At 54.7% G+C, this 22364-nt stretch carries 18 protein-coding genes; 6 read left to right on the top strand and 12 right to left on the bottom strand.

Translation table 11 applies throughout. From position 1 onward, the window contains the following. Positions 1 to 3: 3 nt before the first annotated feature. From JIN87_RS05140 to JIN87_RS05090, 11 genes are all read right to left on the bottom strand, one after another. On the bottom strand, positions 4 to 264 hold the full coding sequence (locus JIN87_RS05140; RefSeq protein WP_200354457.1) for a hydrogenase maturation nickel metallochaperone HypA: 261 nt from the start codon (positions 262 to 264) through the stop codon (positions 4 to 6). Between the two features lie 49 nt (positions 265 to 313). Then, positions 314 to 772, bottom strand: coding sequence for a hydrogenase maturation protease (locus JIN87_RS05135; RefSeq protein WP_200354456.1), 459 nt, complete (start codon positions 770 to 772; stop codon positions 314 to 316). A 2-nt stretch (positions 773 to 774) separates the two neighbouring features. Further along, positions 775 to 2115, bottom strand: coding sequence for a Ni/Fe hydrogenase subunit alpha (locus JIN87_RS05130; RefSeq protein WP_200354455.1), 1341 nt, complete (start codon positions 2113 to 2115; stop codon positions 775 to 777). Continuing rightward, the gene (locus JIN87_RS05125; RefSeq protein WP_200354454.1) at positions 2105 to 2887 is read right to left on the bottom strand and encodes an NADH-quinone oxidoreductase subunit B family protein; all 783 of its coding nucleotides are present in this window, start codon (positions 2885 to 2887) and stop codon (positions 2105 to 2107) included. The genes JIN87_RS05130 and JIN87_RS05125 overlap by 11 nt, the downstream gene beginning before the upstream one ends. Further along, entirely contained in the window at positions 2887 to 3729 is an 843-nt protein-coding gene (locus JIN87_RS05120; RefSeq protein ID WP_200354453.1) for an FAD/NAD(P)-binding protein, read from the bottom strand. The genes JIN87_RS05125 and JIN87_RS05120 overlap by 1 nt, the downstream gene beginning before the upstream one ends. Before the next feature lie 22 nt (positions 3730 to 3751). Continuing rightward, positions 3752 to 4204, bottom strand: coding sequence for a Crp/Fnr family transcriptional regulator (locus JIN87_RS05115; protein ID WP_200354452.1), 453 nt, complete (start codon positions 4202 to 4204; stop codon positions 3752 to 3754). Continuing rightward, positions 4201 to 5346: a 4Fe-4S dicluster domain-containing protein gene (locus tag JIN87_RS05110; RefSeq protein ID WP_200354451.1), complete on the bottom strand. Its 1146-nt coding sequence runs from the start codon at positions 5344 to 5346 to the stop codon at positions 4201 to 4203. Before JIN87_RS05110 ends, JIN87_RS05115 begins: the two co-directional genes overlap by 4 nt. A 122-nt stretch (positions 5347 to 5468) precedes the next feature. Then, on the bottom strand, positions 5469 to 8204 hold the full coding sequence (gene ppdK / locus JIN87_RS05105) for a pyruvate, phosphate dikinase (protein ID WP_234033240.1): 2736 nt from the start codon (positions 8202 to 8204) through the stop codon (positions 5469 to 5471). 261 nt (positions 8205 to 8465) lie between these two features. Continuing rightward, positions 8466 to 8933: a cupin domain-containing protein gene (locus JIN87_RS05100; RefSeq protein WP_200354450.1), complete on the bottom strand. Its 468-nt coding sequence runs from the start codon at positions 8931 to 8933 to the stop codon at positions 8466 to 8468. A 105-nt stretch (positions 8934 to 9038) separates the two neighbouring features. Beyond that, the gene (locus JIN87_RS05095; protein ID WP_200354449.1) at positions 9039 to 11075 is read right to left on the bottom strand and encodes a sodium-translocating pyrophosphatase; all 2037 of its coding nucleotides are present in this window, start codon (positions 11073 to 11075) and stop codon (positions 9039 to 9041) included. Between the two features lie 15 nt (positions 11076 to 11090). After that, the gene (locus JIN87_RS05090; RefSeq protein ID WP_200354448.1) at positions 11091 to 11867 is read right to left on the bottom strand and encodes a hypothetical protein; all 777 of its coding nucleotides are present in this window, start codon (positions 11865 to 11867) and stop codon (positions 11091 to 11093) included. Positions 11868 to 12269: 402 nt separating this feature from the next. Here JIN87_RS05090 and JIN87_RS05085 point away from each other — a divergent pair, with 402 nt between their 5' ends. The 5 genes from JIN87_RS05085 to JIN87_RS05065 all read left to right on the top strand — a co-directional run bounded on the left by JIN87_RS05085 (position 12270) and on the right by JIN87_RS05065 (position 19757). Continuing rightward, positions 12270 to 13715, top strand: a complete 1446-nt coding sequence (locus JIN87_RS05085) for a sulfatase-like hydrolase/transferase (protein WP_200354447.1) — start codon at positions 12270 to 12272, stop codon at positions 13713 to 13715. A gap of 503 nt (positions 13716 to 14218) precedes the next feature. Beyond that, positions 14219 to 14968 (top strand): energy transducer TonB, encoded by a 750-nt coding sequence (locus JIN87_RS05080; RefSeq protein WP_200354446.1) that lies wholly within the window; start codon positions 14219 to 14221, stop codon positions 14966 to 14968. A gap of 162 nt (positions 14969 to 15130) precedes the next feature. Next, positions 15131 to 16690, top strand: a complete 1560-nt coding sequence (locus JIN87_RS05075) for a DUF5060 domain-containing protein (RefSeq protein ID WP_200354445.1) — start codon at positions 15131 to 15133, stop codon at positions 16688 to 16690. Positions 16691 to 16717: 27 nt separating this feature from the next. Beyond that, entirely contained in the window at positions 16718 to 18832 is a 2115-nt protein-coding gene (locus JIN87_RS05070) for an alpha-L-rhamnosidase-related protein (RefSeq protein ID WP_200354444.1), read from the top strand. Positions 18833 to 18881: 49 nt separating this feature from the next. Continuing rightward, the gene (locus JIN87_RS05065; RefSeq protein WP_200354443.1) at positions 18882 to 19757 is read left to right on the top strand and encodes a DUF1295 domain-containing protein; all 876 of its coding nucleotides are present in this window, start codon (positions 18882 to 18884) and stop codon (positions 19755 to 19757) included. Between the two features lie 110 nt (positions 19758 to 19867). Here the strand turns inward: JIN87_RS05065 and dcm are convergent, their stop codons facing one another. Continuing rightward, positions 19868 to 20887: a DNA (cytosine-5-)-methyltransferase gene (gene dcm / locus JIN87_RS05060; protein WP_200354442.1), complete on the bottom strand. Its 1020-nt coding sequence runs from the start codon at positions 20885 to 20887 to the stop codon at positions 19868 to 19870. Positions 20888 to 21229: 342 nt separating this feature from the next. Here dcm and JIN87_RS05055 point away from each other — a divergent pair, with 342 nt between their 5' ends. After that, complete coding sequence (locus JIN87_RS05055) at positions 21230 to 22291, top strand: glycoside hydrolase family protein (protein ID WP_200354441.1); 1062 nt, start codon at positions 21230 to 21232, stop codon at positions 22289 to 22291. Positions 22292 to 22364 lie beyond the last annotated feature (73 nt).

The raw sequence follows: 22364 nt of genomic DNA, 5'->3' as shown, positions 1-22364 counted from the left end.
TGTTTATTCCAATTCGATGGTTTGGAGGATCATTTCTTGGGCGTTGGGATCGTTGGGGTCGTCGTTTTGGAAAACGTCTAATTCCGCGTGTTCTGCGACTGTGCCAACTTTGGCTTCGTCGAAGTGTTCACGGAAGTGGCCTGGGGAAATGTGGGACAGCGCTCCGAGCTCCACGGAAATGTGGGTGGCTCGCTCTGCGTTGTTTTCCACCACGATCTGGTGAACCTTGTTCATCATATCGGCGAAGAGTGAGAGTTCGTGCATTTTTTTTGGTGGGTATTGGGTTGTGCGGCAACGACGGAGCGTTGCCCTCCTATGAATTGGAGAGGATGAGCTCGATAGCTGGCCTGATGGCGTCTTCGACTTCGGGGCTTAGGTTTGTGCCCATTTCGAAGCACATGCCTTCGATTCCGATGATAAGAAGGCTTTGGGGAAGTTGGCCTAGGTTTCGGGCGAGCTCGACTGCTTCGGCGAGGCCGAAGTCGTGGGTCGAGTATTGGCTGAACCAGTCTGTGGGGATTGGTTTTTCAATCGCATCGATACAGTGGATACAACCGACTTCTTGGCCAGAGCATACGGCATCGACGACGATGATCTTGGATGCCTGACCGAAACGTTCGATCAATTCCGTTGCTTCCCCTGAAGCTTCGATTGCGGTGATTTTGTCGGGCGACCACTCCTTGAGCTTTCGAGCGATGACAATGCCGATGCTGTCGTCCTGGCGTTCAGGATTTCCGATACCGATAACGAGAGTCTGTTCAGCAGCGACCATCGTTAAACCTTGGAAACCTTTCCATCTCGATCGACTGTGACTTTCAGGAAGTGGCAAGAGCAGGAAATGCAGGGATCATAGTTGCGCACGGCTTGCTCGCATTTCCACTTCAGGTCTTCGTCGGGGAGTTCGGTGTACTTTTCGGCGAAGTGCCAGAGGTCGTCCTCGATCATCTTTTGATTTTGCGATGTCGGAGGTGTGATAATCGCATCGGTGATCAAGCCTTCTTCATCGGTCTTGTAGCGATGGTAGAGAATACCCCGCGGGGCTTCCGTACAACCGTGCCCGGTGCCAGCCCTCGGGCTGTGCTCGATGTAGTCCTTTTCCGGTTTGCTGTAGTTGTCGATAATGCGAAGCGCTTCCTCTACGGCCCAAAGCGTTTCTACACTGCGAATGATGATGCTTTTGAAGGGATTGTAGCAGGTTTCTCCGAGGCCTGCTTGTTGAGCCGCTTCTTGAGCCAGCGGGCTGAGGCGATCGAAGTTTAGGCTGTACCTGGCCAATGGGCCGACGTGGTAAGCTCCGCGTTCTTTGATGCGAGCGTGGAGAGAAGTCGAGTGTTTGACTTGCTCTTCTTGGAAGTGGTCAAGGAATTCGGATACGTCGATATCGATCCCCTTGTTCGAAACGATCCGCCCCTGGTTGAGCGGATATTCGTACGGATGGCGCAGGCACACGTACTCGTAGTCCTGTTCGAATTCAGGGAACTCCAGTCCAGCGGTAACGGTGACCATTTCCTTGGCCAACTCCAGAGCCTCTTCTAAATGATTTTGTAGTGGGATCAGTTCCTTTTTGGTGGGGAGCTTGTAGAAGCCGCCGATGCGGACATTGATTGGATGGATTTCGCGTCCGCCGATCGTATTGACGATCTCGTTACCGATCTTTTTTAGGCGGAGTCCTTTCTTCACCAGATCGGGGTGGTCTTTGGACATGCGGATGGCATCCTGATATCCGAGGAAGTCTGGGGCATGAAGCATGTAGACGTGGAGAACATGGCTTTCGATCCATTCTCCACAATAGATCAATCGACGTAGCTCGCGAAGCGTGTCGGTGGGCTTAATGCCTACGATCGACTCGATCGCGTGAGTGGAGCTCATCTGATACGCGATGGGGCAGATTCCGCAGATTCGAGCGGTGATGTCGGGTGGCTCGGTATAGGAGCGTCCGCGTAGGAAAGCTTCGTAAAAGCGGGGCGGCTCAAAGATGTTGAGTTTAACGTCTTCGACTTTGCCGTTTCGGAAACGGATATCCAGACCCCCTTCGCCTTCGACGCGTGCCATGTAGTTGACGGTGATCTTCTTCCGTTTGCTTGGACCGCCTGGGTTTCGTTGACTATGGCTCATGAGTCGTCGCCTCCTTTTTAAATGCTTCGGCGTAAGCGTTGAAGGTTCGATAGGCATGAACGATGTCGCGATCGCTTGCTGAGAGGCCGTTGCTCCACTGGTGGCTGAGTGAGGACGTGTTGGGAGTTTCCTTTGGACCGAAGCAACCGAAGCAGCCACGATTGTATGAAGGGCAGAGTGCATCACACCCTGCGTGTGTCACAGGCCCTAGGCAGGGAACCTTGTTCGCGATCATCACGCAGGTGTTCCCACGAAGCTTGCATTCCACACATACGCTATGCGAGGAGATGTTAGGTTTCCTGTTGCCTAAAAAGGCGGAGATTAGCTCAACGAGCTGAACCTTGCTAATTGGGCAGCCTCTCAATTCGAAGTCGACGAAGACATGATCTGCGATCGGAGTCGAGTGAGGGAGTGTATCGATATAGTCAGGGCGGGCGTAAACGATCGATAGAAACTCCCGAACGTTGCGGAAGTTTCTCAGAGCCTGGATTCCGCCAGCGGTGGCGCAGGCTCCGATGGAAACGAGAAACTTGGATTGTTTTCTGATTGTTCGAATCCGTTCCGCATCGTGTGGGGTGGTGATCGAGCCTTCGACTAAGGATAGATCGTAGGGGCCTCGGGCGACTTCGCGTGACGCTTCAGGGAAGTTTGCGATTTCGACAACATCGGCGACAGCGAGGAGTTCGTCCTCGCAATCAAGCAAGGTCAGTTGGCAGCCGTCGCATGAGGCGAACTTCCATACCGCGAGTTTGGGTTTACGCCGGGCTTTCATCAGATTTCCACTAGGTTGAAAAGATGTTCGATTTTGTCGTATCTGAAGACGGGTCCATCCTTGCAGGTGAATGCGGGACCGTATTGGCAATGGCCGCAATGGCCGATCGCGCATTTCATGTTCCGTTCGATGGATACGTAAATGTCTTCGGCTTGGAGACCGCGAGTGCGGAGCTCTTGAACAGCGTAACGCATCATGATCTCCGGACCGCAGATCATGGCGATTGCATTGTCGCGGTGGAAGGGTGCCCGTTTAACAAGCGGAGTTACCACGCCTACGTTTCCTCTCCAGTTGCGGGTAGCCCGATCCACGGTAATGTAAACTTCGACATCGAAACGAGCCCTCCATTTCTCAAGGTGTTTGTTGTAGAGGATGTCCTCTGGGGTTCGAGCTCCGTAGAGGAGGATGATTCGGCGGTACTGTTGCCGGTGGGCGAGAAGCTTGTGCAGAGCAGGGCGGAGAGGGGCGAGGCCGATTCCTCCCGAGACGATAATGACGTCCTTACCTTTCGCTTGCTCGAGAGGCCATGAGCTTCCGTACGGGCCGCGGATTCCGATGGACTCGCCTTTGCGTAGCGCGCCCATCGCTCTTGTAACCGTTCCAACAATACGGGTGGTGTGACGGAGGCGTTTGGGTTTGGCGGGGTCGCCACTTATCGAGATCGGAGCCTCACCCACGCCAAAGACGTAGAGCATATTGAATTGCCCCGGTTCGAAACGGTAGGGAGATGCTTCGACCTCACTCGCTTTTAGATCGAGTGTGAAGGTGTCTTCAGTCTCTTTTTCGATTCTGGTAATGGTCCACGGTGTGGTGACCATCGGTGCCTGTGTGGGGGCGATCATCTCAAATAATTGGGCTAAGGTCCTAACCGTAGAGATCGAGGAGTTGCAGACGAGTGGCGACGAGCCGGTCGAGCATTACTTGGGCGATACGTTTCATCAGCTTGTATCCAAGTTCGTGATCCTGGTCGCACTTTTCGCGGACGCTTTCGGCGTCGAAGGCGATGACTTTGGTGGGTGAGGTGGCATGAGCGTCGAAATGCCATGCGTAGGGCGGGAATATCCAGGACCATCCCAAGGTATCTCCTTCTCCGAGAGTTAGGATAGTGATAGGGGAGTTATGAGGGGGCTGCACCTGGATAGAGACTGTGCCTTCGAGAATGATGAAGAAGGTTTCCGCAGAGCTGCCGCTTAAGGTGAGAAAGGATCCCTCTCCGTATTCACCTTCCTGGGCGCAGGATGTAAGCGCTTCAGTGTACTCGAGCGGGATACCTTCGAAGAGGGGATGATCGGCTATCAGTTGAGAGAGCTCTTTCATTTTTCGACGGAGTTGGTTGTTTTTTGAGAGTGGCTGTTTTGAAAGGCTGCGACTTCTTCGGTGATATCGATTCCTACTGGACACCACGTGATGCAGCGGCCGCATCCTACGCAGCCGGATACGCCGAACTGGTCGTGCCAGGTCGATAGCTTGTGGGTCATCCACTGGCGGTAGCGGCTCATGACGCTGGAGCGAACGTGTCCGCCGCTGATGTAAGTGAAGTCCATGGTGAAGCAGGAGTCCCATTGCCGCCAACGTTCCGCGTGATCTCCGGTGAGATCGGTGACGTCTTCCACGGTGGAGCAGAAGCAGGTCGGGCAGGCCATAGTGCAGTTGGCGCAGCTGAGGCAGCGCTCTGCGACTTCTTCCCAACGTGGATGGTTCGGTTGGCTTGCTAGAAGGGATTGGAGCCTATGCGTATCCATTGAGCGTCCCATCTGTGAAATGGTTTCCTGAATACGTTCATCTACTCTTTGCGAGTCTTCTGCTTCGACTGGGCGGTGTTGGAGCTCTTTGAGGATCTCCTCGCCACGTTCGCTGCCGCACTCGACTACGAATTCATGGCGTTGTTCGTCTATGATTTCCGTGAGAGCGAGATCGTAGTCCGACTCAGCTTTGGGTCCTGAGTTCATCGATGCGCAGAAGCAGGTCTCGTTCGCCTGCGTGCAGTTGACGGCCACGATGAATGCCCCCTCCCGGCGAGATTGATAGCATGGGTCTTTGTATCCACCGAGGAATACTTTGTCTTGGATGAGGATGGCTTTGAGTTCGCAGGCGCGGACTCCGATGAACGCGTATTTGGAAGGCGCGTAGTCCTCGGGATCGACTGTGAATCCGCCGCCCTCGGTTCGTTGGGCTTTCCATAAGCGTATGCGTGGGGGATTCAGATAACGCTTCCAGGATTGAGGGGCGGTGTTGTAGGCGAAGAGCGCTTCGTCGTCTCGTTTTATAAGCCGATAGGAGCCGGGGGCTTGGATATCGGTCCATCCGATTGGGAGGTCCTGCACGGACTCGATTTCGTCGTATACGATGGTATTGTCGCGAAGGGTGGGACCGATCGTGATGTAGCCCTTTTCGGTAAGGACGCTTAACAGCTGCCCTATGTCGGCGCGCTGTATAACTCCACCGGAATTGTTGCGCATGACGCATTAAATATGGCGCGTTTTCGACGGAAGTCGAACCGCTGAAAGGGAATTCGGGGAGGGGGAGTGAGCTGTAGGTCGCCGCGTTGAGGCGACATGATTTGGCGGGTCAAAGCCCCGCCCTACAATTCTGGGAGTTTCAGCGCGGCGTGGGCGGCGGCTAGTCGGGCGATGGGGACTCTGTAGGGCGAGCAACTGACGTAGTTGAAGCCTTGTTGATGGAAGAATTCGATGGAGGCCGGGTCGCCGCCGTGTTCCCCGCAAACGCCGATCTCCAGCCCATCCGTTGCGGCCCGGATCTCATCCACCGCGAGGTGGATCAAGCTGCCAACGCCTTCTGTATCGAGGCTTTGGAAGGGATTGGTGGGAAGGATTCCGTGGTCGAGGTAGTGGGGCAGGAAAGTACGCTCTGCATCATCGCGAGAGAACCCGAAGGTCATCTGAGTCAGGTCATTGGTGCCGAACGAGAAAAACGCGCTCTCTAGGGCCAGCCCGCCGGCGATCGTGCAGGCTCGGGGGATCTCGATCATGGATCCGATCGTATAGTCGACGGACACGCCAGACTGCTCGCAGCATTCACGTGCGACTCCCTCTATGATTTCCTTGGCGGCTCGGAATTCCTCCAGATGGCTGGTGAGAGGAATCATGATTTCCGGCCTTGCGTGGATGCCCTTGCGTTTCGCATTCACCGCTGCCTCGAGCATCGCTCGCACCTGCATGCGAATGATCTCGGGGTGGAGCAAGCTCAAGCGGACTCCGCGCAGGCCCATCATAGGATTACTCTCGTGATGGTGTTCGATCTGTTTGAGCAGTTTTTCCTTGGAGGAGAGTTCGTCGGATCTTCCGAGCACCCGCAGGTCGAAGATCTCGTCCGCTAAGGATTGTCGATCTGGTAGAAACTCGTGCAAAGGCGGGTCGATGAGACGGAAGACAACAGGGAGCCCGTCCATGGACTGGAACAAGCCCTCGAAGTCTTTGCGTTGGAATTCGAGGAGCGTGCGCAGCGCGTCGTCGCGCTCGGCCTTCGATTCGGTCAAAATCATGCGTTGCACATGCGGCAGTCGCTCGGGATCGAAGAACATGTGTTCGGTGCGGCACAGACCGATCCCGCTCGCTCCGTAGCGTCTGGCGATCTTTGCGTCGTGAGGTGTGTCGGCATTGGCCCGTATCTCGAGACTACGATAGGAGTCTGCCCAATCCAGCAGCTGTTTCAGGTAGCGATGTTCGTCCAGCTGGGTTTCGATTGTGGGGAGCGATCCTGAGATCACCTCGCCTGTAGTGCCGTCAATGGATACGAGTTCGCCTTCGGTGATACGAGTCCTTTGAGAAGTGAGGCAGCGGTTTTCGAGATCGATTTCTATTTGGCTCGCCCCGACGATGCAGGGCACTCCGAACTGGCGAGCGACCACTGCCGCGTGGCTGGTGGCGCCGCCTTCGCAGGTGACGATGCCTCTCGAGGCGAGCATACCATGAACGTCGTCCGGACGCGTGAAGGGCCGGACCATAATGACGTCGAGACCTTGCTTGCTGCCCCATTCTTCAGCTAGGTCTGCGTCAAAAGCTATTTTTCCCACCGCGGCTCCAGGAGAGGCGTTGATCCCGCGGGCGAGTAGTCGTTTCTCCTCTAGAGCTCTTCGCTTCGATTTGTGGTGGAAACGAGGATGGAGCAGGGCGTCGATCTGTTGTGGCTCGACGTGCAATACTGCCTCGCGACGCTTAATGGCTCCCGCGTTTGCCAAGTCGACTGCGATTCTCACGGAAGCTTCTGGTGTGCGTTTTCCGTTGCGCGTTTGCAGTAGCCAGAATTTTCCATTCTCGATTGTGAACTCTAGGTCCTGCATATCCGTGAAGTGCTCTTCTAGCTTCGCGCATGCCTTGAGAAAATCCTGATAGCAGGCCGGCATCTCGGTGGCGAGGCGTTCGATGGGCTTGGCATTGCGAGTCCCGGCTACGACATCCTCGCCTTGGGCATTGGTGAGGTACTCGCCAAAGATCTTCTTTTCTCCGGTGGAAGGATTGCGGGTAAAGGCGACGCCGGTCGCTGAGTTTTGTCCTAGATTTCCGAATACCATAGCCACCACGTTGCAGGCGGTACCGAGATGGTGCTCGATGTGGGTGGCGTTGCGGTAGTCGATCGCCCGCTTTCCATTCCAGCTTGAGAAGACGGCTTCGACCGCGCTGCGGATTTGAATGAGTGGATCATGAGGAAAGTCTTCTCCGGTCGCGCTACGGTAGATGGACTTAAATTGGTCGGTGATGAGTCGCCAGTCCGCCGCTGAAAAGTCAGCTTCGTTGCCGCCTTTTTTACGTCGTTGGGAAAGCGTCGCCTCAAACGGTTCGTCGTCGAGCCCACGGACGACGGTAGCGTACATCTGGATGAGGCGCCGGTAGCAGTCGAATGCGAAACGCGGATCTCCGGTGGCTTTGGAGAGGCCTTCCACTGTTTCGTCGTTAAGGCCAATGTTCAGCACGGTGTCCATCATTCCGGGCATTGAGTATCGCGCTCCGGAGCGGCAAGAGACCAGAAGTGGATTTTCGGGATTGCCGAGCTCCTTTTCGGTACGTTCTTCAAGATGCAGGATCCCTTCCTCGATCTGATTCCACATGTCTTGGCTGAGCTTTTTGTCCGTTTTCAGGAAATGCATGCAAGCCTCGGTCGTCACGGTGAAGCCGGGAGGGATTAGCAGCCCGATGCGGGCTATTTCCGCGAGGTTGGCTCCCTTGCCTCCTAGCAAGGTGAGTACACGTTCCTTGTCGCCGTCTAGCTTCTTGTAGACGGCTTCGACTTCGTCGAATGCCCACACCCATCGCGCCTTTTCATCAACAGCAATGGGGCCATGTCGTGTGTGCATGCTCATGTTGCCTCGAGGGTCGTGAGGTTGTGTCGCGGGCTTGGACGCGTGGGAAATAGGGGTGCGTGCGCTTCCTATAAATGTGCCACATGGGTGCACATTTTTCAATTTGGAGGGCGAGTTCGCTCCCCTCGGGACGAACTCTTTTTAGGAAGGCTAATCGAGCTTTAGAGAAACTTATCGATTCACAAATGAAGGGCGAAAAAGGGAGTTTCTGCTATAACGTCGAGGCAAGTTTTGATGTATAGAAAAAGTAGATACGAAAACTCAGTCGAACCACTCGTCCTCCGGGTCGAAGGCGGGTATGGGGATGTTGATTATTCTCATTTTGCCGACTGCACGATGTTTGCAGCCGGGTTTGATCAGAATGCTGGTCATCGGCTTTACCGGAATGAGCTCGCCATCGAGTTCCATGTGCCCCTCTCCCTCGAGGATTAAGTAAATTTCGGTCAACTTTTTATGGTAGTGAGTTCGGCTATCCTTGGAGATATCGACCATGTGAATGGATGCCACCGGGTTGTCTGGTTGAATGAAGGCGCGGCGTGTCGAGCCGCAGGGGCAGCTCGTAGGAGGTATCTCGGAGAGGTTTTCGATGATGTAATTTTTCACTCGGTTGCAGGGATCGAAGTTGAAAGGGGGCGTGTTGTAGAGATCTATCGGAGGGCGATTCTCTTTGGAAGTCCCGATTGAATCAGGGCTCGGCTTCGCGAGTCGCGACTGCTTTGTGGGCTGCATGGCGGAGACCCTCAGCTTCTCGTTCGTTGAGGCTCGCCGGAGCAAGTAAATGCTTCTCGGTTCCGATTCTTCGATACCGTTAAATGCTCGCGTGGATTCTGGGGCTCAGGTGCTTAGCATGGGAGCGATCACGAGGGAGACGATGGCCATCACGTTGATCAAGATGTTCATGGATGGGCCGGAGGTGTCTTTCAACGGGTCGCCGACAGTGTCTCCCACGACGCATGCATGATGAGCGTCGGAGTTCTTGCCTCCGAAGTTTCCTTTCTCGATGTACTTCTTAGCGTTGTCCCAGGCACCTCCGCTGTTGGCCATCATGAGGGCGAGCAGGACGCAGCCGAGCAGGGCGCCGACTAGTAGTCCTCCGAGAACTACGGGTCCCAATACGAAGCCGACGATGACTGGAAGTAGAACCGCGATTGCGGCGGGAAGAAACATTCTTTTGAGCGCGGCGTTGGTGGCGATCTTGATGCAACGTTCACTATCAGGATCGGCGTCGCCATCTAGCAGACCGGGGATTTCGCGGAACTGGCGGCGAATCTCTTCGATCATTTCAGCGGCTGATTCGCCAACCGCGTTCATGGTGATGGAACTCACTAGAAAGGGAGCGAGCCCTCCGAGGAAAATGCCCGTTAGCACGAGGGGATCGGAAAGGAGCAGGACGAAGTCAGGGTTGTTGGCGCTCACCACTTTTACGTAAGCGGCGATGATGGCGAGACTTGCGAGGGAGGCTGCCCCGATGGCGAAGCCTTTTCCGATGGCGGCGGTCGTGTTTCCGACTTCGTCGAGCTTGTCTGTAATCTCACGCGTCTTGCTGCCCAGACCAGACATTTCGGCGATGCCGCCGGCGTTGTCGGCGACAGGGCCGTAGGCGTCGATACTCATGGTGATGCCGATCGTGGCGAGCATTCCAACCGCTGCGACTGCTACACCGTACAAGCCGGCGAAATGGCTAGCGGCTATCAGAATTCCGGATACGGTTAAAAGAGGAAGAACGACCGACTGCATGCCTACGGCTAGCCCACTGATCATGACGGTGGCGACTCCAGTTTCGGAAGACTTTGCGATGTCGCGCATGGGTTTGCCGCCGGTGTAATGCTCTGTAGCGGCGCCTATCAAAACACCTCCACCGGTTCCGGTGAGAACGCAGAACCAAACGGAAGTCGAGATACCGAGCAGCTGAATCACTAGCAAAGATGCGAGCACGAAGGCGCTGGCTGCGCTTATGGTTCCGATACGCAGGGCCTTCTCAGGGGCGGCTGAGGCGAATCGATTCACGATCGCGACTCCACCAAGGGAGCAAATTAAACCGGTGGATGCGAGGGCGAGAGGGAGGAAGATGAGGCTGCTTGCGGTGCCGGAGTCGTGTATCAGCGCTTGTAGTACGCTTTCTCCTCCGACCTCTGCGGATAGGGAGGCGGCTATTGCCATGGTGGCGATCATGGAGTTGCAGTAGGATTCGAAAAGGTCGGATCCCATTCCGGCGACGTCACCTACGTTGTCGCCCACGTTGTCAGCGATTACGCCAGGGTTTCGGGGGTCGTCCTCGGGGATTCCGCTCTCGAGTTTTCCTACTAGATCTGCGCCCACGTCGGCTGCTTTTGTGAAGATGCCGCCGCCGACACGGAAGAAGATGGCGACAAGGGAGGCTCCCATGGCGAAGCCGTGGATCACATGCGTATCCGCTTCTGTCTTACCGAAAAAGACGAAGAGTCCACCAACGCCGAGCAGTCCCATGGAGGCGACGGTAATACCCATGATGGAACCGCCGAGAAAAGCGGTGGTTAGGGCTTGGTTTGGACCTTTTTCGTGAGCGGCGAGGGTGGTGCGTACGTTTGCTTTGGTGGCGGTGTACATGCCGATGAGGCCGGCGATGGAGCTAGCGATCGCTCCTAGGAAGAAGGCGAGGGACACCCAAGGGTCTTGAAAAAGCAGGAAGACTCCTACGACAACTGCGAAGATGGCGATGAGTTGGATCTCGCGGCGCATAAAGGCCATCGCTCCGTGGTGGATTTGATTGGCGATGGCTGCGACTTGCCCGTCCCCGCCGGACTGGCGTGTGATCACGCGGTAGATCATGAACGCGAAGAACAAGCCTGCTATGCCGAGAAGGGGAGCGATGTAAACTGAGAGAGAGTGCATGGGCGGTGGTGGTTGCTAGTAGCGATGGCTTTTGGTTGCCGAATTGAACCACCGTCGGTGTTTCGTTTCTCGTGATTCGTGGGACGGGAGCGGGTAGTAGGCGAAGTCGTCCTGATCTCCTACGAAGAATCCGTTTTCCATGACGGGATAGAGCCTTGAGGTGTCCATGTCTCGGGTGACGATCTTGGTCATCTTGTCGCTCTTGTGCTTGAGAACCGTGAGACACTCTCTCAGGTGAAGCAGGTTGCGATAGGGGAGGTTTCCGGCTGAGCTTCCTTCGGGATCCTGGGCGAGGCCGTTGATGCGAAGGTCGCAAAACGCGGCCCGGGGCAAGAATACAGGGTTGGCCGGATCGGTTATGTATTTGGCAAATTTCTTGGGGCTCAAGGGGCTGGCGACGCGCGGCTGAACCGGACAGATTTCTTGGTAGAGGTGAAGGCCGGGGTTGTTGGGAGGCTCTTTTTCGCTTCGTTCGATGGCGAGGGTCAATCCGTCGGATGTAGTTAGATAAAGAGTACCCAGATTTGATATGGGCACGTTCGCGAGCACCATGTAGACGCCTGCGTAGCTGGAGCGTCGCGGAGTCCCGTCGGGGTGACGTACGCACTTCTTGCGAGCTTCCTCCATGTTGAAGACATCGGTATCGAAATGGGAGTCGATCTCGAAGAAGATGGCGGGCCCGCTGGCGAGACGTTTGCTGCCGATCGACAGGTGTCTGCCGAATTGCTTCGGCGGTAGTTGCGAGAAGATGAGGGCTTCCGGGATCAGGCTTAGGTATAGGTGAGTTGACATAAGCAGGCCTACCTTGGGGTGAGTGAATCGCGTAGAGGGGTGAAGTTGGAAACTAAATCACGATTTCCGCTTTCGCAACTTCTTGAAGCTAAAGGTTGAGGAACGGGGCGGTTGGAGATTTCCGCTTTCGGTTTTGCTGAAGCCCTCGGTGGGCGTTTGGATGTACCTGTCTTTGAGAAAAATCCAGAAACTGAATACTGAAATATTGGATCTTCATCGTCTGGCCGTAGATTTGGCCGCTATTGAAAAATGGAATCCTTTCGCATGGGGATGTGGGGTGTACTGTTTAAGCGAACCTTTGCTCTGAATCCTGTCTCGTTTTGAGGATGAAGCGTTGCCTGATGTTTGTTGGACGGGTTTGATGGCTCGATGGATTGCGCAGTTTCTCTTCCCCGTTTTATCATGCGTTTGCTTGCTTGGGGCCCATTGCTTTTGTCGTTCGCGGGAACTGCTGCCGCTGGGCAGCGGCCGAATGTGGTGTTTATGATGCTCGATGATTTAAGCGCGGTGGAGCTTTCGAGTTATGCGACTGAGGAGCATCCGGCTGGAAACGAGACTCCGCTGATTGATCGCTTGGCTGACGAGGGACTGCTGTTCGAGACCTGCTGGGCGACTCCCTTGTGCAAGCCGACGCGTTGTCTGCTGATGTCGGGGAAATATGGGTACCGAACGGGCCAATTTGGAAATAGGCTCGGAAACGAGGATCGGTCGTTTTCGGAGGAGCATGAACTGTTGCCGGCGTTGATGCAGGAAGCCGGGTATCGAACTGGCATCGCGGGCAAGTGGCATTTGCCGGGTTCGCCTGAAGATGATGGCTGGGGCTGGGACGAGTATGCTCTTTTGGGCGGGTACCTGAATCACTATGGGCCAAACTTGTATTGGGATGGTTTGTGGTTTAGTTGGGAAGACGCGGCTAACGTGTTTCCCGAGACGGGATACATTGGGAAGGAGGCTCCTCGCTATCCGGCCATGTTTTGGAACGCGTGTGTCGTGCAAAACGGGAAGCTGCTGCCTAGCGATATGGAAACTTATGGCCCTGACCTCTGCCATGAGTTCGCGATGGGTTTTGTAGAGCGAAACAAGGACGAGCCGTTCTTTCTCTACTATCCGACGGTTCTGACGCACGACCCTTGGTTTGAGACGCCGGATCCGGAGAGTCCGGGCCAGAGGATTGAGCCAGGGATGGCTTCGCAGGTGAGCTATGTGCAGCGCCATATCGACGAGCTTGTGGTGCGGCTGAAGGAGCTTGGCCTTTATGAGAATACAGTTTTCTTCCTGACGTCTGACAATGCTACGCTTCGATACGGAAAGGGGTGTGTATCAGAAATTGGGGTACGCGTGCCATTGCTTGTTTTCGGTGGACCGGTAGAGGGACGTGGGCGCACACGGGCGTTGGTGGACTTTGCGGATATGCTGCCCACTATCTTGGAGGTCGCTGGGATTGATTCCGAGGAGGTGGATGATCTTGATGGCCGAAGCTTCAAGGCGGCCTTGGACGGCGATGCGGGTTTTGAGGGGAGACCGTATATCTTTAGCTATCTCGATGCGGAGCGCACGGTGCGGACTCCTGAGTTCATGATGGATGGCGCGGGTGGGATTTGGAAGTGTTCGCCATCCGGTAATCCGCAGGACCATGAGCTCTTGCCTGAAAAGGAGCAGGTTAAGGCTTTGCGGAGTGAGTTGTTAAGTTTGATCGAAGACTATGAGCTGCCGGATCCGAGCGATTTCCCACATCGTACATTTAAAGTGAAGGATGTGTCGGCGGCCCCAGGTATTCACAAAGCGACGAAACACTATTTGAATCTTGGTGACGATTGGATGGATATCCCCGAGCGCCGTGAGCCGTGATTGCCCCGGCTTATGCGTCGAATACGTGTATGAATTGAAGCTGAAGTGCAAATGTTGCCTACCTTCACGCTAAATTCTCTTCTCTTGATCATGCGCGAAGGGTTCGTTTCGAATAAATATCCCGCTAATTTTATAAATGCCTATTCGGAGCTAGATCGCCCCTCTACGAATTGACTGCTCTCGAGTTGGCTTAGTTCGTAGCGGAGACCCGGGCCAGTTGCTCTCTACAGGGCAAATTCAGGTTAGTGCTCTGCCGATGAAGTGTTTAGGTCGAGGCTAACTCTGATCAACTCGCTCTGAAGATATGAGGGGTCGGTCGTTTTTATGCTTTCTGCTCTCTCGGGCGGGTTTGTGAGTAACGCGCACTTCGGTGCGACTGCAGGATTCTGCAGCAGATCCACCTGCTCTTTCCTGAGTGAATTCTTAATTCTTGGTACGCTCGTTGCTAAGTTTTGAGTAACCAATCGGCGAGGAGCTGAGTATACGGAAAGAGGATACGACATATGAAGATTTTGAATGACATTACGAAACGGATACTCTTTGGCATCACACTGATAAGCGCCATGCTTTCTCCATTGGCGGCTTCTCCTGATGATGCTTTCGAGCCGGTTGCGGTTAAGCGTCAGATAGAGCCGAATTTTCCCAATAGGGCCTATTCAGAGGGGCTTAGTAAGGGGTATGCAGAGATCGCTTTCTATGTAGATGAAAAGGGTAAGGCCTCAGAGTTTTTGCCGGTAGAATATAGCCATGAGGCTTTTGCCGCTGAACTCGAAAGGGTGGTCAAAAAGTGGAAATTCGTTCCTGCCCATTACCATGGTCAAGCAGTTAAAAGTGTATGCCACGCCAAGTGGGAATTCTTGCCGGATCGTCCGGTCGTTATGCACAGCTTTGCTGGACTGGAAATGAGTCATGCTCGAAAGGGAGAAGAGGGATTTCGGAAGGTGTCTCTCTGTGATGAGAGCAACTTGGACTTCAAGGCTACGATGCTAGCGTTTTCGCCGATCTATGACGGATCAGTGGAGTCAGATAGCGATATCTCCCTAGACTACATCGTGGCTCAGTGTACGTTTTATTTGGATACTGAGGGTGGTGTGAAGTTGCCTGTCGTGGAGGCCTCCACAAATCCCGAGCTTGATGCGCTTGTTGTGGATTCGCTCAAGCGCTCCGCCTTTGAGCGCCCCACGTCTGAAGGTAGGCCGACCACTGTGAAGGTTCGTAAAACCTACAAGTTTCCAGTCGTCCGCGGGACGTGAAGAGTACTCGCCAAATGATGGTGGCTTTTCTTAGGAATTGGCGATGAATGCTAGCTAGTGGAGCCAACTTAGGCGTGGAGCCGGAGCGTTAACGGATTGAGTTAATTGCTTAGAAATTGTGTGGAGCCGCCTCGCTTACGGGTGTGTGCTTGGGGTAAAACCATGAAGCAGTATCTATTGCCCCTCTTTAGCTTTTGTTTGGTTTGGCAGAGTTTTGCCGGCCACGTTTTCGACGAGCGACACACTCGTGTTTTCGGACCTTTTCTTGAATGGGAAGTGGAGGTCGGGGCCTATGAAGGGAACCCCTTTGACTTAGAAGGAGTCGCGGTATTTAGGCACGAGGGGTCGGGCGAGCAGATTAGGACTGGCCTGTTTCACGCGGAGGAAGGCCGGTGGAAGTTTCGTTTTACGGCGACTCGTGCCGGGACTTGGCGATTTGAGACGTATTCGGATCATGGCGACATGAATGGCCATTTGGGGCAGGTTCGGGTTGCGGAAAGAGAAGGGGATACGGAGGGATTTATTGCTCGACTCCCGGAAGACAAATGGGGACGGGAAGGCACTTTGCGGGCGACGATTCCCAACTATCTAATGATTCCGAGGGATCCTAAATCCTGGGATGAGGAGGAAGAGATTGAGTACTGGCTGGATACCTTTATCGATGGGCACGGCTTCACTGGCTTGCATGTCGCCAACGTAGGCGCGGCGTGGTTCGATTTTGAGGTCGAACGTGGACGTTGGTCTGAGAACCAGCATTTGAATTCTCCTGATATTAATCCGGATCCTCGCACTTTCGACGCTCTGGAAAAGCTCATCCTCATGACGGAAGAGCGTGGTGGGCTCGTGCATTTTTGGCTCTGGGGGGACAAGGCCCGGACGCAAACGCTCAATAGCTGGGCGAGCTCGAAAACCGGGGGAATCAATGGCGTCGCGGACAAGCGTCTTCAGCGTTACATGGCAGCCCGACTCGGACCATTGAAGGGCTGGTCCGTGGGGTATGGTTTCGATTTGTTCGAATGGGTTAGCGACGACGAGCTTGATGAGTGGCATGGGTACATGCATGAGCAGATGGGGTGGCCCCATCTTTTGGGCGGACGAGGAAACAAGAATGAAACCTACCGTTCCCAGATTTCTGACAAGCTCGATTACGTTGCCTACGAGCATCACCCGCACCTGATGGACTACGCCGGATGGTTGGGAGTGATGCAGGATCGACCCGGTCGACTCAGTTTTTCAGAGGATCGATTCCGTATTCGCATGACGGATGCGCAGCCGAAGGACCTGAGTGGTACTGAGGAGACGAGACGATTGATGTGGGACTTGGCTATGGCGGGCGGGATCGCTGCTATTTGGGGTAATCTTGAACCTCGGCCGAAGCAATACGCGTCGCGTCCCTACGCGAACCCGGAGCAGCTGAAAACCTACCATAGGTTTTGGTTTGAGGAGGGGCGTTTTCGAGTTGGGGTCAATCCCAAGCCAGGTATGGTCAAGACTTCGGGAGCTCGAGCGATGGCTTCAGACGACGGGGATTTTCTGATTCTGACGATCAATGATGCGGAGCGAATCGAGTTTCGCGTAGATGGCCCGACTGAGCCTCTCCCGGCTATAGCGGTCGATATGGCGAAGGAGTATGCTGAGATTCCTCTCGGAGAAACGTCGGATGTAAATACTGTATTCGAGTTTCCATACAAGTCGGATTGGGCGGTGGTGGCTGGTCGCTAGGTCTCTGGCGTGTTAACCTTTACATCTATGACTGATCGCGAACCCCCGTCTTTCTTCCGTGCGAAGCCTGTTTGGGTGCGTGGTTTGCACGAACGGATGAATTCCACGGTCGGGTTTCATGTGTCTCTCGAGTATTTGGGGGACCCGCTTGTCCTGCGTCTCGCAGCGGCGAATACGTATCGGATTTGGTTGAATGGAAAGTGGTTCGCCTACGGGCCGGCGCGTGCAGCCCATGGGTATTTGCGGGTCGATGAGTGGGACTTGGCTTCGGCTCTAGTGGATGGGGCGAATAGCTTAGCGATCGAAGTCGTAGCCTATCGGGTGAATTCGTTTTCGGTGCTCAATGCACAGGGGTGCTTGATGGCAGAGGTGACGCGGGGAGAGGAGGCGGTGGCGTGGACCTGCGCTCGCACGGGGCGTTTTTGCCCGGGAGTGTTGGAGCATCGCGTGAGGCGGGTGAAGCGCTTTAGCTATCAGCGTCCGTTTGGTGAAGCGTATCGTTTGACGCCTCAGAGCGATACCTGGCGTGTTGAAGGTTGGGGGCAGCGTGATTGGCCACCGTATCTCGATAATTTGGAGGTTGTTCCGAAGTTGTTGCCGCGGCGTATGCCGTATCCAGAATTTCCATTGCGATCGCTTACGGAGGTGGGGCAAGGTCGGTTCACGATCGATGAGACGATCAAGGAATCTAAGAGCCTCGCTCGCTCGAATGTGGGGCTGAATCTGCTAGGCTTCGCGTCGGACGAGTTGGAGGTTCGACAGGGAGTCGATTGGGACCAATGTCGTTTTGGCCCTGTGGAATCGGGAGCGGACGTGCTTGGTGTTCTCTTGGAGCAGGGGACGTATGTTGACTTTGATTTGCCGGCTAATCTAACAGGCTTTTTGCGAGTGGTGGTGAGCTGTGAGGTGCCTGTTCGTCTGCTCGCCGGCTGGGCGGAGTTTAAGGAGAGCGAGCATCTTGATGTTTACCAGCAGGAGACGGATAACATTATTTCATGGGAGCTTGAGCCTGGGCGTTATGAGCTGGAGGGCTTTGAGGCCAATACGTTTCGTCATTTGAGGCTAGTGGCTAGAAAGGGCGCGGTGCGAATCCACTCGGTGGAACAGAGAGGCTATGAGGCGCCGGCGCGTTTGAGTTCTTATTCGGAAGATCCGGAATTGGCCGCGATCCAGCGAGCCGCGGTTTCGACTTATTGTCAGAATACGGTGGATACATTTATGGACTGTCCGTCGCGTGAGCGGGCAGGATGGCTGGGCGACAGCTTTTTTATTGGTCGGGCGGCTCAGGCTCTAGGGGAGTCGCTTGGGGCGGAGACGGCGTTTCTGGAGAATTACCTTTTGGCTCCGGATCCGTTTTTCAGTCTGCCGGATGGAATGTTTCCGATGTGTTATCCGAGCGAGCACTATTATCCCGAGTTTATTCCTCAGTGGTCGCTATGGTTGGTGATGCAAGTGGATGACTATCAGAAGCGAGGCGGGGATGCGGAACTGGTTGCTCGATACGAGTCGCGGTTAAGACGCTTGTTCGCTTGGTTTGCCAATTATGAGAACGGGATGGGCTTACTTGAGAAGCTGCCGGGGTGGAACTTCGTGGAATGGTCGAAGGCGAACGAGCTTGTCCAGGACGTGAACTTCCCGACGCAGTTTTTGTACGCGGCAGCTTTACGGGCATTCGCCGGCCTCTTTGGTGATACGGCCTTCGCGGCAAGGGCGGACGCGGTAGCGAAGGAGTCGTTGGCGTTTTCTCGATCGGAGGGCGAGAGATGGTTTCGCGATCGAGCTTTGCGCAAGGAGCGCGGGCTCGAGGTAACGGCGGACTCGACTGAGATCTGCCAGTACTCGCCATTCTTCTTCGATCTGATAAAACCCGAGGACGAACCGGAGCTTTGGCGGCGTTTGTTGAGCGAGTTTGGTCCTGGGATTGAGCACCCGGAAGTGCATCCGGCGAACTTGTTGTTTGGCTGGATAATGCGATTTGATTTGCTGAAACGCTACGGCCAGCGGGAGCAATTGCTTAAGGAAGTGAAGGCGATGTTCGGGCCGATGGCGCAAAAGACCGGGACGCTATGGGAGCACGACCAGGCGAAGGCGAGTCTTTGCCATGGCTTTGGGGCCTATGTGCTCGCTCTTATCTCTGAATAGGCGCGTTCGTTTGCATCTGAATGTGGGATCTAGTCGTTCCCATCTAAGTATGAATGCCGCTGAGAAGAAAGCCCTGAAGGGAACCCTGTTTGTGATTGTGTTGGGGATGGCGTTCGCTTTTGCGGGTAGTGACTCGGGGCTTACCGCCGGGGGCGTTTCTGTTTTCGCGATCTGCGTGATGATCGCGTTTGTGATGCAATGGATCGCGTTCGTGCCTGCCTACTTGCGGCAAACGGAGACGTTTTTCGATCTGACGGGAGGGCTGACCTATATCGTGACCGCCGTTGCGGCGTATGGCTTGAGCGGCACGTTTGACCTTCGTTCAACGGTGTTGTTTCTGATGGTTCTGATTTGGGCTACGCGATTGGCCTCGTTTCTTTTCAAGAGAGTTTTGCGCTCTGGAAAGGATGGTCGCTTCGATGAGCTGAAGCCTTCGTTCCTTAGATTTTTAGGGGCTTGGACGCTTCAAGGGTTGTGGGTGACCTTCACTTCAGCGGCAGCTTGGGCGGCGATGACGTCTGCTTCGGCTGAGCCTGCTGATGGGTGGCTGATCGTTGGTGTTGTGGTTTGGGGAGTTGGCTTTGGCATCGAGGCAGTCGCGGACTGGCAGAAAAAGCGTTTTTCGGCGAAGCGGGAGAACGAAGGGAAGTTCATTCAGGAGGGGCTCTGGGCCTGCTCTCGGCATCCGAACTATCTGGGGGAGATCGTTTTGTGGATCGGCGTGGCGCTGGTGGCTTTGCCTGTGCTCGAGGGGTGGCAATGGGTGACCTTGAGTTCGCCTTTCTTTGTAGCTCTTCTTCTGATACGCGTCAGCGGAATCCCTTTGCTAGAGAAGCGGGCTGACGAGAAGTGGGGAGGCGACGAGGAGTATGAGCGTTATAAACGGGAGACGCCGGTTTTGCTTTTCAAGTTCGGGAAGCGGTAAGGCTGCGGGAGCTTTGCGAGTGGTTGGGGGTTCTCGCGGGCGAAGCGTATATGGCCGTTGGGGACCCGCCTTTGCGTTAAGCTTCGGCGAGGCGAGCAACGGCCGCTAGCTTAGGCGCAGGCTGCGGGGCGCTCGACTTGTTCGAAGAGGTTTTCCAGCAGGGAGAGAACGACGTCTACAGTGAAGGCGTTTCCGGCTTGGTGTAGCAGATCCGATTCGGTGACGTTGTAGATGCGCTTCTGGTAAGGAGCTCCAAATCCTTGTAGAGCGAGACCCTCGAGCCCGGAGAGCTTTCGGAGCTCGCCATCTTTCACGTAGAGAAGGCCATGGCGCCCGGAGCGCAGTGTCGGACAGATTTTTTTGAAAACGCGAAGGTCGGACTGACGAGTGTCGATTACGGTGAAGTTGGGGAGCTTTTTGAGGTCTTCAACCGTTACGCCAGACTCTTTGTTGTATTTGTTGTTTAGATACTTTTCGAGATAGGCGTAACCTTCGTTTGAGACTGCGAACTTCGGATCCTTGGATTTCAGGTAGCTACGGAGGTGTTTGGTGCGCTTCACCTTTTCCGGGAACTCGAACTCGAAGTCGTCCGCTACCAGATCCTCGCGTATGCCGACGAAGTAGACGCGCTCTCTCATTTGGGGAACTCCGAAGTCGACCGAGGAAACGAGCTTCCAGGTGACCTTGTAGCCGGCTGAGCGGAGCTCGATTAGGATCTGACGAAGGGTTTCGCCTTTGTTGTGGCTCATCAGCCCTTTTACGTTTTCGAGGAGGAAATAATTTGGTTTCTTGGCGGCCAGGATGTCGCTGAGGGCGAAGATTATCTGGCCTCTGGGGTCCTTGAAGCCCTCGCGTCGACCGACGATTGAAAAGGTTTGGCAAGGGAAGCCGCCAAGCATGACGTCGAAATCCGGAACCTCTTTGGGGTCCATTTTGGTCAAGTCGCCAAGGTCCAGGAGAGGCTCCCAGAGAGTTTCGAGATCGTGGAGCATGCGGTAGGTCCGCTTCGCCTTCGGGTCGATCTCAGAGTAGCCAACGCATTCTCCACCAAGCTTTACCGCTGCGGCGTGGCCTGCTCCTATGCCGGCGCAGAAGTCGAGGAAGCGAAAGGTAGGGGAAGGGTGCATCATGTTCTAAGTCTATCGTGTGTGTCGGAGGTCGGCGTGCATCCAGATTGGGATTGGCTGACTGAGAGGCGAGGTTGTCTCTTGAATAGCGAGGCGGCAAGGCAGCATTTTCTGGATGTGCTGTTCCGACCATGAAAAGGAGATGGGGAAAGCTTGGCCTAGGGCCGATCTCAGGCGGATTCTGCGGCAAAAGGAGCGCTCTGTCTTTCTAGTCCAGTTGGCTGGTTAGGGGCGTTGATGGTCTATTTTCGTACTTTACTAAATGTAAAATGTTTAAGCTCCCTTGGGTGCGATTGTATGCAATATATCATTGGCTTTGATGGGTATTAGGTGTTGTCTTGTGACGTGACCTATATCCTACGCATCTGTTTGTCTGGTGTGCTTCTAACCGCTTTGGCCAAAGGGAAAGACACTGACGATTTTAATCTCTCTGCGATCATGCAGCCGGTCTCCGAGGAGAATATCTTCTACAACGAAGAGTTCTACAACTGGGGCTCTGGGATCGTTAAGGACGATGACGGAAAGTACCACTTGATCTACTCTCAGATGCCGAAGAAGCATGGGTTCTTCTGCTGGCTTACTGATGGAATCGTATCACGAGCGGTGGCGGATAAACCGACTGGTCCTTGGGAGCATGTAGAGGTCGTGCTCGAAGGGCGTGGCGATGGGCATTGGGACCAGTACACGGTGCACTGCCCGAAGGTCTACAAGTTTGATGGCAAGTACTACATTTACTACATGTCGACCAATACGGGAGATCTCGATCTCACGCCCGAGCAACTCGAGGAAGCGCGTCGAGCGAAGTGGAACAAGAGCGATATCCGTGGCATGATGCGATTGAATCAACGCATCGGTGTCGCGGTTGCGGATAGCATGGAGGGGCCTTGGAAGCGTTTTGATAAGCCTGTTTTCGAGCCACAGCTTCCAATCGCCAACATGTCCAACAACGTGACCGTGACCCAGCGTCCGGATGGAGGCTACTTGATGGTGATCCGCGGGGATCAGCCAGATCAGCCAGAAGGAACTATCCTTCGGATGCAAGCGGTCCTGCTCGCTGACCACCCGCTTGGCCCATGGGAGATGCAACCCAAGCCGGTCGTCATAAACTACAATTCCGAAGATCCGGAAGTCTGGTACGACGCGGAGCGTGAACGCTATTACTCCCTGTATCATGCATTTGGTTACATGGGGATGATTACCTCGACGGACGGTCTCAATTGGGAGCGGGCAAAAAACTACAAGGTTTCGGACAAGGCCTACACCAAGACCGATGGTACTACGGTTAAGGTCCACCGTTACGAGCGCCCGACCATTTATCACGAAAATGGTAAACCGCTCGTGATGACGGCCGGAATCAAACAGCTAGATGGCGATACGCACTCGCTGTTTATCCCGCTTCAGCAGTGAGGGCATTTGGTGCGCACCGTGCCTTATTGATGGGGTGTAGGCACGTTTGTTGACTGCGAGTTTCGATCGAAAG

The sequence above is a fragment of the Pelagicoccus mobilis genome, from assembly GCF_016595505.1.
Lineage (GTDB): Bacteria > Verrucomicrobiota > Verrucomicrobiia > Opitutales > Opitutaceae > Pelagicoccus > Pelagicoccus mobilis.
This window is presented reverse-complemented; position numbering and strand designations above follow the sequence as displayed.

Coding starts and splice junctions, on each gene's coding strand:
- JIN87_RS05070 (WP_200354444.1), top strand. CDS start 16,718: ATGACTGATCGCGAACCCCCGTCTTTCTTCCGTGCGAAGCCTGTTTGG.
- JIN87_RS05135 (WP_200354456.1), bottom strand. CDS start 772: ATGGTCGCTGCTGAACAGACTCTCGTTATCGGTATCGGAAATCCTGAA.
- JIN87_RS05125 (WP_200354454.1), bottom strand. CDS start 2,887: ATGAAAGCCCGGCGTAAACCCAAACTCGCGGTATGGAAGTTCGCCTCA.
- JIN87_RS05120 (WP_200354453.1), bottom strand. CDS start 3,729: ATGATCGCCCCCACACAGGCACCGATGGTCACCACACCGTGGACCATT.
- JIN87_RS05140 (WP_200354457.1), bottom strand. CDS start 264: ATGCACGAACTCTCACTCTTCGCCGATATGATGAACAAGGTTCACCAG.
- JIN87_RS05065 (WP_200354443.1), top strand. CDS start 18,882: ATGAATGCCGCTGAGAAGAAAGCCCTGAAGGGAACCCTGTTTGTGATT.
- JIN87_RS05080 (WP_200354446.1), top strand. CDS start 14,219: ATGAAGATTTTGAATGACATTACGAAACGGATACTCTTTGGCATCACA.
- ppdK (WP_234033240.1), bottom strand. CDS start 8,204: ATGAGCATGCACACACGACATGGCCCCATTGCTGTTGATGAAAAGGCG.
- JIN87_RS05075 (WP_200354445.1), top strand. CDS start 15,131: ATGAAGCAGTATCTATTGCCCCTCTTTAGCTTTTGTTTGGTTTGGCAG.
- JIN87_RS05090 (WP_200354448.1), bottom strand. CDS start 11,867: ATGTCAACTCACCTATACCTAAGCCTGATCCCGGAAGCCCTCATCTTC.
- dcm (WP_200354442.1), bottom strand. CDS start 20,887: ATGATGCACCCTTCCCCTACCTTTCGCTTCCTCGACTTCTGCGCCGGC.
- JIN87_RS05085 (WP_200354447.1), top strand. CDS start 12,270: ATGCGTTTGCTTGCTTGGGGCCCATTGCTTTTGTCGTTCGCGGGAACT.
- JIN87_RS05110 (WP_200354451.1), bottom strand. CDS start 5,346: ATGCGCAACAATTCCGGTGGAGTTATACAGCGCGCCGACATAGGGCAG.
- JIN87_RS05115 (WP_200354452.1), bottom strand. CDS start 4,204: ATGAAAGAGCTCTCTCAACTGATAGCCGATCATCCCCTCTTCGAAGGT.
- JIN87_RS05130 (WP_200354455.1), bottom strand. CDS start 2,115: ATGAGCCATAGTCAACGAAACCCAGGCGGTCCAAGCAAACGGAAGAAG.
- JIN87_RS05100 (WP_200354450.1), bottom strand. CDS start 8,933: ATGCAGCCCACAAAGCAGTCGCGACTCGCGAAGCCGAGCCCTGATTCA.
- JIN87_RS05095 (WP_200354449.1), bottom strand. CDS start 11,075: ATGCACTCTCTCTCAGTTTACATCGCTCCCCTTCTCGGCATAGCAGGC.